Origin of the sequence: Variovorax jilinensis (genome assembly GCF_030316885.1) — a bacterium.
Lineage (GTDB): Bacteria > Pseudomonadota > Gammaproteobacteria > Burkholderiales > Burkholderiaceae_C > Variovorax > Variovorax jilinensis.
The window spans coordinates 293,028-305,743 of the sequence record NZ_JASZYQ010000002.1; the positions used below are offsets into that span (position 1 = coordinate 293,028).

Annotated in this window: 7 protein-coding genes; 3 read left to right on the forward strand and 4 right to left on the reverse strand. The window is 71.7% G+C overall.

The window, feature by feature from the left end; all coding sequences use genetic code 11:
- Genes recC through recD form a run of 3 tightly spaced genes read left to right on the forward strand, consistent with a single transcriptional unit; the run spans position 1 to position 9,412 of the window.
- Complete coding sequence (gene recC, locus QTH87_RS08490) at positions 1–3,522, forward strand: exodeoxyribonuclease V subunit gamma (protein WP_286608483.1); 3,522 nt, start codon at positions 1–3, stop codon at positions 3,520–3,522.
- Positions 3,519–7,289, forward strand: a complete 3,771-nt coding sequence (gene recB, locus QTH87_RS08495) for an exodeoxyribonuclease V subunit beta (RefSeq protein WP_286608484.1) — start codon at positions 3,519–3,521, stop codon at positions 7,287–7,289. Before recC ends, recB begins: the two co-directional genes overlap by 4 nt.
- Positions 7,286–9,412: an exodeoxyribonuclease V subunit alpha gene (gene recD / locus QTH87_RS08500; protein WP_286608485.1), complete on the forward strand. Its 2,127-nt coding sequence runs from the start codon at positions 7,286–7,288 to the stop codon at positions 9,410–9,412. The genes recB and recD overlap by 4 nt, the downstream gene beginning before the upstream one ends.
- Positions 9,413–9,439: 27 nt before the next feature.
- Here the strand turns inward: recD and QTH87_RS08505 are convergent, their stop codons facing one another.
- The 4 genes from QTH87_RS08505 to QTH87_RS08520 form a co-directional block, all read right to left on the reverse strand.
- The gene (locus QTH87_RS08505) at positions 9,440–10,201 is read right to left on the reverse strand and encodes an SDR family oxidoreductase (RefSeq protein ID WP_286608486.1); all 762 of its coding nucleotides are present in this window, start codon (positions 10,199–10,201) and stop codon (positions 9,440–9,442) included.
- Positions 10,202–10,206: 5 nt separating this feature from the next.
- Positions 10,207–10,686 carry a carboxymuconolactone decarboxylase family protein gene (locus QTH87_RS08510; RefSeq protein ID WP_286608487.1) on the reverse strand — a complete coding sequence of 160 codons (480 nt, stop codon included), beginning with the start codon at positions 10,684–10,686 and terminating at the stop codon, positions 10,207–10,209.
- A 110-nt stretch (positions 10,687–10,796) separates the two neighbouring features.
- Positions 10,797–11,678, reverse strand: a complete 882-nt coding sequence (locus QTH87_RS08515) for an RNA polymerase sigma-70 factor (protein WP_286608488.1) — start codon at positions 11,676–11,678, stop codon at positions 10,797–10,799.
- Between the two features lie 58 nt (positions 11,679–11,736).
- A complete protein-coding gene (locus QTH87_RS08520) occupies positions 11,737–12,654 on the reverse strand; it encodes a YicC/YloC family endoribonuclease (RefSeq protein WP_286608489.1) in 918 nt (305 codons plus the stop codon).
- Between the last annotated feature and the right edge of the window lie 62 nt (positions 12,655–12,716).

The following is a 12,716-nucleotide window of genomic DNA, read 5'->3' on the forward strand; positions in this document are numbered from 1 at the left end:
ATGACCGACCCAGCGATCGCCCCCGGCTTCATGGCCGTGCATGGCAACCATCCGGAAGCCATGCGCGACCTGATGCTCGCCTGGATGGCGCGCCATCCGCTGGCGCCGCTCGAGGACGAATGGGTGCTGGTGCAGAGCAACGGCGTCGCGCAGTGGCTCAGGCTCTCGCTCGCGCGCGACGCGGACGAGGGCGGGATCGGCATCGCCGCGGCACTGCAGACCGAACTGCCGGCCACCTTCATCTGGCAGGCCTACCGCGCGGTGCTGGGCGCACAGGCCGTGCCGCAGGCTTCGCCCTTCGACAAGTCGTTGCTGGTGTGGCGGCTCATGCGTCTCTTGCCCGCGCTGCTGGAGGAAGAGGTGTTCGCGCCGCTGCGCCGCTTCCTGGCCGAGGATGGCGACCTGCGAAAGCGCCACCAGCTGGCCGAGCGCCTGGCCGACCTCTTCGACCAGTACCAGGTCTATCGCGCCGACTGGCTCGCGGGCTGGGCCGCGGGGCACGATTCGATCGTCGCGAGCCGTGCCGGAGAGCAGCCGCTCCCCGAGGCGCTGCGCTGGCAGCCGCGGCTGTGGCGCGCGCTGCAGGACGACGTCGGCGCGGCCGGTGCCGCCCATGGACGGGCCGCGGTGCATCGGCGCTTCATGGAGGCTGCCGCGGCCTGGCAGGGCGAGCGGCCGGCCGGCCTGCCGCGGCGGCTGGTGGTGTTCGGCATCTCGTCGCTGCCGCAGCAGTCGCTCGAGGTGCTGGCCGCGCTGGCGCGCTGGACGCAGGTGCTCATGTGCGTGCACAACCCCTGCGCGCACGACTGGTCGCACATCGTGGCCGACAAGGACCTGCTGCGTGCCGAGCGCTGGCGCCAGCAGCGGCGGCCCGGCAGCGAGGGCGCGATCGCCGACGAGGCCCTGCACCTGCATGCCCAGCCCTTGCTCGCCGCCTGGGGCAAGCAGGGCCGCGACTTCATCCGCCTGCTCGATGCCCACGACGAGCGCGAAGGCTATGCGCAACGCTTCGAGGCCATCGGCCAGCGCATCGACGTCTTCGATGCCAACCCCGGCGATTCGCTGCTGCGCCAGCTGCAGGACGACATCCGCGACCTGCGCCCGCTGGCCGAGAGCCGCGCCCTGTGGCCCGCGCTCGACGCTGAGGCGGATCGATCGATCCGCTTCCATGTCACCCACGGTCCGCAGCGCGAGGTCGAGGTGCTGCACGACCACCTGCTCTCGGCCTTCGCGGCCGACCCCACGCTCCGGCCGCGCGACGTCATCGTGATGGTGCCCGACGTCGCGGCCTACGCGCCGCACATCCAGGCCGTCTTCGGCCTGCTCGCCGCCGACGACCCGCGCCATGTGCCCTACACCCTGGCCGACCAGGGGCAGCGCCACCACGACCCGCTGCTCGGCGCGCTCGAGAAACTGCTGGCGCTGCCGCAGTCGCGCATCGCGGTCAGCGACCTGCTCGACCTGCTCGAGGTGCCGGCGCTGCGCACGCGCTTCGGCATCGACGAGAGCCGGCTGCCGCTGCTGCATCGCTGGATCTCGGCCGCCAACATCCGCTGGGGCCTGCACGCCGAGCAGCGCCGCACGCTCGACCTGCCGCTGGCGTCGGGGCAGAACAGCTGGGACTTCGGCCTGCAGCGCATGCTGCTGGGCTATGCGGTCGGCAGCGGCGAGAGCTGGGCAGACGTCGAGCCGCTCGACGAGATCGGCGGCCTCGACGCCACGCTGCTGGGCGCGCTCGCGCAGCTGCTTGCCACGCTCGAATTGCACTGGCGGTCGCTGTCGGCGCCGGCTGCGCCCGCGCTCTGGGGCGAACGGCTGCGTGCGCTGCTGGCCGACTTCTTCGCCGCCGACGAGGACAGCGACGGCTTCACCCTGCAGCGGCTCGAGCTGTCGTTGCAGCAGTGGCTCGACGCTTGCGCCAGCGCGGGCCTGGCCGAGGCCCTGCCGCTGTCGGTGGTGCGAGAGCACTGGCTCGCGCAGCTCGACCGGCCGACGCTCAACCAGCCCTTCTTCGCCGGTGCCGTCACCTTCGCCACGCTGATGCCGATGCGCGCCATCCCGTTCCGCGTGGTGGCGCTGCTCGGCATGAACGACGGCGACTATCCGCGCAGCCGCGTGCCGATGGACTTCGACCTCATGGGCCACGACTGGCGGCCCGGCGACCGCTCGCGGCGCGAGGACGACCGCTACCTGTTCCTCGAGGCGCTGCTTTCGGCGCGCGAACGGCTGCACCTCAGCTGGGTCGGCCGCAGCATCCACGACGACTCGGAGCGCGCCCCCTCGGTGCTCGTCGCGCAGTTGCGCGACCACCTCGCCGCCGGCTGGTGCCTTGCGGGCGACGAGGCCCTGTCGCCGCGCGAAGCAGGTGCACGCCTGCTCGATGCGCTCACGGTGCATCACCGCCTGCAGCCCTTCCATCCCGACTACTTCACGCAAGGCAGCGACCCGCGCCTCTTCAGCCACGCGCGCGAATGGCGTGCCGGCCTGCGGCCTCGGGCAGAGCAGGGGGCGGCCGGCGTGTCCGAACTGGCGCCCTGGGATTTCGAGGGCCCGCTCACGCTGCGGCTACTGTCCGACTTCGCGAAGGACCCGGTCAAGAGCTTCTTCAGGCAGCGCCTGGGCATCCACTTCGAGGCCGACGATCCGGTCGGCGAGGACGAGGAGCCCTTCGCCATCGACGCGCTCGAGAACTGGCAGCTGCAGGACGAGCTGATCCAGGCGCAGCGGGCCGCGATCGAGGCTGGCGACTCGCGCGAAGCGGCAATGCAGCATCGACTCGAGCGCATGGCGCGCCGCGGCGAGCTGCCGGCCGGGCAGTTCGGCGTGCTCACGCAGCAGCAGCTCGCCCAGCCGATGGACAAGATGTTCGCGGACTACGCACAGGCGCTCGAGGCCTGGCCCGAGGTGCTGCCCGATGCCGCGCTCGACGACATCGACGAGGGCCTGCCCGAATCGTTGCGCCTCTCGGACTGGCTCGGCGACCTGCGAGCCAATGCGCAGGGCGAGCGCTGCCGGCTGCTGCTCGACAGCGGCAGCTTCCTGAAAGACAAGCGCTACCGGCTCGACAAGCTCGTGCGGTTCTGGGTCGCGCACGTCGCCGCGCATCTGGACGGCGAGCCGATCACCACGGTGGTCATCGGCAAGAACGGCGCGGTTCGCCTGAAGGCGTTGTCCGCCGAAGCCGCGCGGCTGCAGTGGGCGCGGCTGCTCGATGCCTGGCAACAAGGCCTCGCGCGGCCCCTGCCGCTGGCCTTGAAGAGCGGATTTGCGTGGCTCGACAAGGGCGGCAATGTGGACGACCCCGATTCGCCTGCGGCGCGCGAAGCCGCGCGCGCGAGCTACGAGGACAGCGACCGCGACCGCGGGTTCGTCGGCGAACGGGATCGCAACCCCTATCTCGCGCGAGCCTTTCCCGACTTCGATGCGTTGTGGGCCGGCGGTGAGTTTGCGCAGTGGTGCATGGCCTTGCTCCAGCCGATCGACGACGCGGTGGTGCGTGCGCCCGCGAAGGAAAGATCATGAACAGCGCTGACCCCGTGCTGCTCGATCCGCTGCGCTTCCCCTTGCGCGGCAGCCGGCTCATCGAGGCCAGCGCCGGCACCGGCAAGACCTTCACGATCGCGGCGCTCTACCTGCGGCTGGTGCTGGGCCACGGCGGCGATGCCGCGTTCGCGCGGCCGCTCGTGCCGCCCGAGATTCTGGTCGTGACCTTCACCGAGGCCGCCACGCAGGAACTGCGCGATCGCATCCGCGCGCGCCTGGCCGAGGCGGCCGAGGCCTTTCTCGCCGACCCCGTCACGATCGCGCCGCAGCCCGCGGGCCGCGACCTGCTGCATGACCTGCGCGCCGAATACCCGTCTTCGCAATGGCTGCAGTGCGCACGCACGCTGCGCCTCGCGGCCGAGTGGATGGACGAGGCCGCCGTGTCGACCATCCACGGCTGGTGCAACCGCATGCTGCGCGAGCACGCCTTCGACAGCGGCAGCCTGTTCACGCAGACGCTCGAGACCGACCAGCGCGAGCTGCAGTCCGAGGTCGTGCGCGACTACTGGCGCAGCTTTCTCGCGCCGCTCGATGCGCGCGATGCCGAGCTGGTGCGCGGATGGTGGGAAACGCCCGAGGCACTGCAGAAGGCGCTCGAGAAGCTGGTCGGCCTCGGCGATGCGCTCGGCGAGGGGCTGCCGCCGGTCGCGGCGCTGCAAGCCCATCGCGAGCAGCGGGCAGCTTCACTGACCGCGATGAAGCGGCCGTGGCGGCAATGGGTCGACGAGCTTCAACTGCTGCTCGACGATGCAGTGGCGGGAAAGAAGGTCGAGGGCCGCAAGCTGCAGGCGCGCTTCTACCAGCCCTGGCTCGAGGGCTTGCGCACCTGGGCCGGCAACGACGAAGTGCAACCGCTCGACGACAAGAGCACCGGGTGGAGCCGCCTCACGCCGCAAGGCCTCGCCGAGGTGTTCAAGGACGGCCATCGCGCGCCCGTGCATCCCGCGCTCGACGACATGCTCACCCTCAAGGCGCGCCTGCAGGCGCTCCCCGACGGCCGCCACGACCTGCTGCGGCACGCCGCGCGCTGGACCGCCGCGCGGCTGGACCGGGAGCAGGCGCGGCGTGCGCAGATGGGCTTCGACGAATTGCTGAGCCGCCTCGACGCCGCCTTGCACGGCCCGAATGGCGAGCGCCTGCGCGCCCTGATCCGGCGCCAGTTCCCGGTGGCGCTGATCGACGAGTTCCAGGACACGGATCCGCTGCAGTACCGCATCTTCGATGCCGTCTACGACATCGCGGCCGATGCGCAGGATGCCGCCGTGGTGCTGATCGGCGATCCCAAGCAGGCGATCTACGCCTTCCGTGGTGCCGACATCCACACCTATCTCTCCGCGCGCCGCGACACGGCGGGCCGCCATGCCACGCTCGGCACCAACTTCCGCTCGACCGGCGCGATGGTCGACGCCGTCAATCGCGTGTTCATGCAGGCCGAGCAACGCGCCGAAGGGCAGGGGGCCTTCCTGTTCCGCACCGGCGGCGACAACCCGCTGCCCTTCCTCCCCGTGGCTGCGCGCGGCCGCGATGCAGGCTGGTGCATCGACGGCGCCCCGGCGCCCGCGCTCACCTGCTGGACGCTCGAAGCCGGCGCCGCGCCATCCAAGGACAAGGCGCAGACCGCGCTGGCCGAAGCCTGCGCGAGCGAGATCGTGCGCCTGCTCGACGGCGGCAGCGCGGGCCGCAGCGGCTTCACGCGGCTGTCGGACGGCGCGCTGAGGCCCGTGAAGCCCGGCGACGTCGCGGTGCTCGTCAACAGCGGCCGCGAGGCCGCTTCGGTGCGGCGCTCGCTGGCCGTGCGCGGCGTGCGCAGCGTCTATCTCTCGGACAAGGATTCGGTGTTCCAGGCCGCGGTGGCGGCCGACCTGCAGCGCTGGCTGCAGGCCTGCGCCGAGCCCGACGACGACCGTCCGCTGCGCGCTGCGTTGGGCAGCGCCACGCTGGCGCTCGACTGGGTCGAGCTCGATCGCCTGAACCACGACGAGCTGCAGTGGGAGTCGCGCGTGCTGCAGTTTCGCCGCTACCAGCAGACCTGGCGCCGCCAGGGCGTGCTGCCGATGGTGCGGCACCTGCTCAACGACTTTGGCGTGCCGCAGCGCCTGCTGGCCGCCGGCGACGAACGCGCGCTGACCGACCTCCTGCACCTGGCTGAACTGCTGCAGCAGGCCAGCGCCCAGCTCGACGGCGAGCACGCGCTCATCCGCTGGCTGGCCGAACAGCGCCAGGACGAGGGCAGCGACAACGAGGTGCGCAAGCTGCGTCTCGAGAGCGATGCCGATCTCGTCAAGGTGGTCACGGTCCACAAGTCGAAGGGCCTCGAGTACCCGCTGGTGTTCCTGCCCTTCGCCACCTTCTTCCGCGCTGCCAGGGCCGACGACCTGCCGTTCAAGTGGCACGACGATGCCGGTCGGCTGGTGGTCGCGCTGCAGGCCGATGCCCGGGCGCTGGCCCGCGTCGATCACGAGCGCCTCGGCGAGGACCTGCGCAAGCTCTACGTCGCGCTCACGCGCGCGCGCTTCGCGACCTGGGTCGGCGTGGCGCCCCTGGAGGGTGTCGAGCGCAGCGCGCTGGGCTACCTGCTGGGCGGCGGCGAGGCGCTGTCGCCGATCGCGCTGCAGCAGGCGCTCGAGTCCCTGGCGGCCTTGTCGGGAGGCGATGGCGCGATCGCGGTCCGCGCTGCACCGCCAGCCTCCGAGGCGCGCTTCGATCCGGTTGCGGCAGAGGCGCCGCTGGCGCCCGAGCCGGCGCTGTCCACCGCAGCGCGCGAGCGCTGGTGGGTGGCGAGCTACTCGGCATTGAGCCGCGCGGGCGAGCATCTCGACGACGAGGCAGCGCTCGCGATCGACGAACCCGAGACCCGGCTCGCGCTGCCGCCCACGCCGTCGAGCGCGGCCGAGGACATCTACGCCGACAGCCGCTCCGATCCGCCGCCCATGGACGACGTACCGGCCCGTGCCACGCTCGGCGCCGATGCCGGCGGCTTGCACGGCTTTCCGCGCGGCGCCAATCCCGGCAGCTTCCTGCATGGCCTGCTGGAGTGGGTGGGCCGGCAGGGCTTCGCACGCGTGCGCAGCGATCCCGCCATGCAGGCCGACCTGGCCGACCTGATCGCGCGCCGCTGCAACCTCGGCGGCTGGAGCGCCTGGACCGGGCCGCTGCGCGACTGGCTGCTGGCCTGGCTCGCGACGCCGCTCGAACTCGGCGCGCTCGGTGCCGGCGCCGTGGCACCGGCCGACCTGGGCCGCGTGCAGATCGAGATGGAGTTCTGGTTCGCCGTGCACCGGGTCGACCTGCGCGCGCTGGATGCGCTGGTGTGCCGCCACACGCTCGGCGGCGCGCCGCGGCCGCCGCTGCAGCCGCAGCAGCTCAACGGCATGCTCAAGGGCTATGTCGACCTGGTGTTCGCGCATGAGGGGCGCTACTACGTGGCCGACTACAAGTCCAACTGGCTCGGTGCGCACGATGCCGACTACACGCCCGCCGCGCTGCGCGCGCAGGTGCTCGCGCATCGCTACGAGCTCCAGTACGTGCTCTACGTGTTCGCGCTGCATCGGCTGCTGCGCAGCCGGCTGCCCGACTACGACTACGAGCGCCACGTCGGCGGCGCGGTCTACCTGTTCCTGCGCGGCCATGCGGCACCCACGCAGGGCCTGCATGCCGAGCGGCCGCCCAAGGCGCTGATCGATGCACTCGACCGCCTGTTCGCGAGCGACGCGCAGGCTGCGGAACCGATGGAGCCTGCGGCATGACCGATCGAAGCGCGCCCGCCGGGTCGGAGGTCTTTCTCGGCGCCGTGCCTGCGCGCCATGCGCCGTTGCTGGCCGATCTCGCGCGCTGGGTCGACGAAGGCTGGCTGCGCGCGCTCGACCGCAGCTTCGCGGTCTTCCTCGCGCAACGTGCCCCCGATGCCGATCCGCTGCTGATCCTCGGCGCCGCGCTGGCCAGTCACCAGTTGGGACGCGGCCATGCCTGCCTGGACCTGCAGGCGGCGCTGGCCGATGCCGGCCAGGCGCTGTCGATGCCGCCCGAAGGCGCCGCCGCCGCCGCTGCCGCCGCGGATGCGGCGCCGATCACCGCGCCCGCGGCCCTTCTTGCGGGCGTCACGCTGGCGCGCTGGACCCGCGCACTCGGCCATCCGGGCCTGGTTGCTTCCGGCGCCGGCAGCACGCCGCTGGTGTGCGTCGGCCATCGCCTCTACCTGCGTCGCTACTGGCAGTACGAGCAGTCGGTGCGCGCCGCGATCGCGGGCCGGGTGGCACTGCCGACCGCGGCAGCGGCGCCCGGCATGCAGGCCATGCTGGCCGCGGCCCTCGATGTGCTGTTCCCGCATCGCGACGGGGCCGCGGTCGACTGGCAGAAGATCGCCTGCGCGCTCGCGGCGCGGCAGCATTTCGGCATCGTCACGGGCGGACCCGGGACCGGCAAGACCACCACCGTGGTGCGGCTGCTGGCGGTGCTGCAGCACCTGGCACTTGCGGGCGGCGAAGGCCGGCGCCTGCGAATCCGACTGGCCGCGCCGACCGGCAAGGCCGCGGCGCGGCTGAACGAATCGATCGCGGGAGCGGTCGCAAGGCTGCCGCTCGCAGGCCTTTCGGACCCGGACGCCGTGCGCGCCGCCATCCCGACCGAGGTCACGACGGTGCACCGTCTGCTCGGCAGCCGTCCCGATACGCGCCATTTCCGCCACGACGCGCGCAACCCGCTGGCGCTCGACCTGCTGGTCATCGACGAAGCCTCGATGCTCGACCTCGAGATGATGGCCGCCGTGTTCGCCGCGCTGCCGCCGCATGCGCCCTTGATCCTGCTCGGCGACAAGGACCAGCTGGCCTCGGTCGAGGCCGGGGCGGTGCTCGGCGACCTGTGCCAGCGCGCCGATGCAGGTCACTACGACGTCGATACCGCCCAGTGGCTCGAGGCGGTCACCGGCGAACTGCTCGCGCCCGAGCTCTGCGACGCTGCCGGTCGCGCGCTCGACCAGGCGGTGGTCAAGCTGCGTGTCAGCCATCGCTTCAGCCAATCGAGCGGCATCGGCCGGCTGGCCGAGGCCGTGAACGCGGGCGACGCCGGCGCGGTGCGGCGCGTGTTCGAGCACGGCTATCCCGATCTCGCCCGGCAGACGCGCCTGGACGATGCCGCGCTGCGACGCCTGGTGGTCGAGGGCGCGCCCGAGGGTTTCGCGGGCCGGCATCGCAGCGAAGGCGTGCAGGCGGTGCCGCCGCCGGCGGGCTACCGTCACTACCTGGCGTTGATGCGCGAGGGCAAGCCGGACATCGACGCGCCCACGGCCGAGTTCGATGCCTGGGCGCGCGCGGTGCTGGCCGGCTATGGCCGCTTCCAGCTGCTGTGCGCCCTGCGCAGCGGCCCGCAGGGCGTGGCCGGCCTCAACCACCGAATCGCCGGCCTGCTGCGCGCCGAGGGCCTGCTGGAGCCCGATCACGCGGGCTGGTATGCGGGTCGCCCGGTGCTGGTCACGCGCAACGACTACGGCCTCGGCCTCATGAACGGCGACGTCGGCGTCACGCTCGCAACGCCGAGCGTGGTGGCCGGCGAGCAGCGCCCGCGCTGGACGCTGCGCGTCGCCTTCCCGTCCGGCGACGGCGAGGGAGGCATCCGCTGGGTGCTGCCGAGCCGGCTGCGCGAGGTCGAGACCGTGTTCGCGATGACGGTCCACAAGTCGCAGGGCTCGGAGTTCGCGCACGCGGCGCTGCTGCTGCCCGAGCGCGCGAGCCCGGTGCTCACGCGCGAGCTGGTCTACACGGGCATCACGCGCGCCCGCCAGTGGTTCACGCTGGTGGCCGCGCCCGAGGCGATGCAGGGCGCGGTCGGCAGGCGGGTCGAGCGGGTCGGCGGGCTGGGGCTGCGCGGCGCTTGAAGGCCGCGGCCCGCCATCGCGCCTGCGCTACTTCCTGCCCGCCCCGGATTTCTCGAACCAGGCCTCGAAGCCGGTGGCGCCGAGCCACGGGCTCTTGCCGCTCGGCACCAGCGTGTCGTCCTGCAGCCGGGCGCCGAAGTAGCGTGCCTCGGGATCGGCCACCACGCTGCGCGAGTCCATCATCGCATCGAGATAGCGCTGCACCAGGTCCGACAGCCGCACGCGCTCGGGCCCGGCGATCTCGACCACGCCGTTGACCGGCGCGCCCAGCGTGCGGTCGGCCATGGCCGCCGCCACGTCGTCCGAAGTGATCGGCTGCACGAAGGCCGGCGACAGGTGCACGGTCTGGCCATCGGTGCCCGATTGCGCGATGCCGCCGAGGAACTCGAAGAACTGGGTCGAGTGCACGATGGTGTAGGGAATGGCGCTCGCGCGGATCAGCCTTTCCTGCGCGATCTTGCCGCGGAAATAGCCGCTCTCGGCGAGGCGATCGGTGCCCACCACCGACAGCGCCACGTGGTGCTTCACGCCCGCCGCGGCCTCGGCGGCCAGCAGGTTGCGGCCCGCGGTCTCGAAGAATTCGAGCACGGCGCGGTCCTCGAAGGAGGGCGAGTTCGCGACGTCGACCACCACCTGCGCGCCCCCCAGCGCCTCGGCCAGGCCCTTGCCCGTGAGGGTGTCGACGCCCGAGGCCGGCGAGGCCGCGAGCACCTCGTGGCCACGCTCGCGCAGGATGGCGACGAGCTTGCTTCCGATCAGGCCGGAGCCGCCGATGACGACGATCTTCATGGCGTTCATTCCAGTCCTGCCTTGTCCAGGCCATAGGCCTTGTCGGCCGAGCCCGGCACCGTCCGGAAGCCGACATTGAGGCGGTTCCAGGCGTTGATCGCCATCACGGCAAAGCTCAGGTCGGAGAGCTCCTTTTCCGACAGCTGCGTGCGCACCCGGTCGTAGACCTCGTCGGGGACGCCCTGCTCGGGCAGCCTCGTGAGGATCTCGGTCCAGGCCAGTGCCGCGCGTTCGCGGGCGCTGAAGAGTTGCGATTCGCGCCAAATCGCGAGGTGATGGAGGCGCAGCTCACGTTCGCCGTGCAGCTTGGCTTCCTTCACGTGCATGTCGAGGCAGAAGCCGCAGCCGTTGATCTGCGAGGCGCGGATGTGCACGAGGTCGAGCGTCTTCTGCTCGATCGCGCTGTCCTTGTTCAGCATGCTGAACTCGACGAACTTCTTGAACAGCGCGGGCGATTGCTGCATCGCGTTGATGCGTTGGGTCATGGTCATTTTCCTGAAGGAGAGTGCCCCGGAACGGCCGAGGCGTCCGCTTGCGAAATTCACTCGCATGCCCACAAGACGCGCCAGCCGGGCGACTTGTGACAGCCCTCGCCTCAGGGCCTCTGGAATGCGGCGGCCAGCCGTGCCAGCTTCTCGGGATTGCGCTGCACGTGGATGCGCGTGATGCGCTCGCCGTCGGTCTCGTAGGCCTGCGCGGACTCGAGCACGCCGTCGATGAAGCGCAGCAGCGACCAGTCGCCATTGACCCGTGCGAGTTCGATGTGCACGCCTGCGCCGAAGCGCCGGTGCGTGGCATAGAACAGCTGCGCGATGCGCCGGCCACCCAGCAGGGGTACGCCGAAGCTCGGCACGATGCCGCCGCCGTCGCCGATCAGCTCGGCGTTCTCGGCCAGCATGCCGTTCATGGCCGCGAAGTCGCCGCGCGAGAGCGCCTCGGCAAAGCCGCGCATGAGCTGGTGATGGGTGTCGCGCGGCACCGCGAAGCGCGGGCGCTCCTCGCGCAGCTGGGCCTTGGCGCGGTGCACGATCTGGCGGCAGGCGGCCTCGCTCTTGCCGAGCGCCAGCGCCACCTCGCCGTAGTCGGCGTCGAACACCTCGCGCAGCAGGAAGGCGGCGCGCGCCTCCGGCGCCAGCCGCTCGAGCATGAACAGGAAGGCCACCGAGACGTCCTCCGACAGCTCGCGGGTCTGCTCGGGCGTCGTGGGCGCATCGGTCAGCATCGGCTCGGGCAGCCAGTAGCCGACGTAGTGCTCGCGCTGCACCTTGGCGGCGCGCAGCCGGTCGATGGCGATCCGGGTCGTGATCGTCACCAGCCAGGCCTCGGCGTTGTCGATGGCATCGCGCGCCGCCTCGTGCCAGCGCAGCCAGGCGTCCTGCACCACGTCCTCGGCCTCGGCCACCGAGCCGAGCATGCGGTAGGCGATGCCCTGCAGGCGTGGCCGCAGGCGATGGAAGATGAGGGTGGGGTCGGTCATGCGTGCAAGACGTTCGACGGGGCCATTCTGTGACAGCGACCGCCGCGACCCCGAAGGCTCACTCGATGTTCTGCACCTGCTCGCGCATCTGCTCGACCAGCACCTTCATGTCGACCCCGATGCGGGTCATCTCGAGCGTGGCCGACTTGGATCCCAGGGTGTTGGCCTCCCGGTGCAGCTCCTGGATCAGGAAATCCAGCCGCTTGCCGATCTCGCCGCCCTTCTTCACCAGCCGTTCGATCTCGTCCAGGTGGGAGTCGAGGCGGGTCAGCTCCTCGGCGACGTCGATGCGGATCGCGAAGGCGGTGGCTTCCGAGAGCGCCCGATCCTGCGCCGCCTCGGGCGGCGTGGCGCCGGCGCCCAGGCCCATGGCCTCCTGCCAGCGTTCGAGGAAGCGGGCGCGCTGCTGCTCGACCAGCTTGGGCACCAGCGGCAGCGCCTGGGCGGCCAGCTTGCGCAACTGGCCCAGGTGGTCCAGCAGCATCTTTGCCAGGCGCGCGCCTTCGCGTTCGCGTGCGGCCATCAGCGCCTCGACGGTCTTTTCGGTCAGCTCGGCCAGCTCGGCGCCCCAGTCGCCGCGCGGGGTCGAATCGCCGGCCGCCAGGCGCAGCACGTCGGCGACGCTGAGCTCCCGAGCGGTCGGCAGCCAGCTCCTGATGCTGTCCTGGACGCCGTTCAGGCGCTGCAGCAGCCGGCTCGACGGATCGGCGATGCCGGCCGTGCCGGCGCTTTCGATCGAGGCCCGGAGCTCGACCTTGCCGCGCTTGAGGCGGCCGGTGATCAGCTCGCGCAGCGCCGGCTCGTGCTGGCGCAATTCCTCGGGGAGCTTGAAGGTGAGGTCGAGGAATCGGCTGTTGACCGAGCGGATCTCGACCCCCAGGCGACCTGCCTGGGCAGGGCGCGGCTCGGCGTCGGAGTGGCTGCCCGTGGGGCCGTTCTGGCCGCTGGCATAGCCGGTCATGCTGTAAACTGGCATCGCGCCTCGCTGTGGTTTGTTTGCGTTTCGCCGGGGCCCGGCACGGCGTTCGCTTGCCGCAC

Excerpts from the sequence above, each read along its gene's own strand:
- recC (WP_286608483.1), top strand. The coding sequence starts at position 1 with ATGACCGACCCAGCGATCGCCCCCGGCTTCATGGCCGTGCATGGCAAC.
- recB (WP_286608484.1), top strand. The coding sequence starts at position 3,519 with ATGAACAGCGCTGACCCCGTGCTGCTCGATCCGCTGCGCTTCCCCTTG.
- recD (WP_286608485.1), top strand. The coding sequence starts at position 7,286 with ATGACCGATCGAAGCGCGCCCGCCGGGTCGGAGGTCTTTCTCGGCGCC.
- QTH87_RS08505 (WP_286608486.1), bottom strand. The coding sequence starts at position 10,201 with ATGAAGATCGTCGTCATCGGCGGCTCCGGCCTGATCGGAAGCAAGCTC.
- QTH87_RS08510 (WP_286608487.1), bottom strand. The coding sequence starts at position 10,686 with ATGACCCAACGCATCAACGCGATGCAGCAATCGCCCGCGCTGTTCAAG.
- QTH87_RS08515 (WP_286608488.1), bottom strand. The coding sequence starts at position 11,678 with ATGACCGACCCCACCCTCATCTTCCATCGCCTGCGGCCACGCCTGCAG.
- QTH87_RS08520 (WP_286608489.1), bottom strand. The coding sequence starts at position 12,654 with ATGCCAGTTTACAGCATGACCGGCTATGCCAGCGGCCAGAACGGCCCC.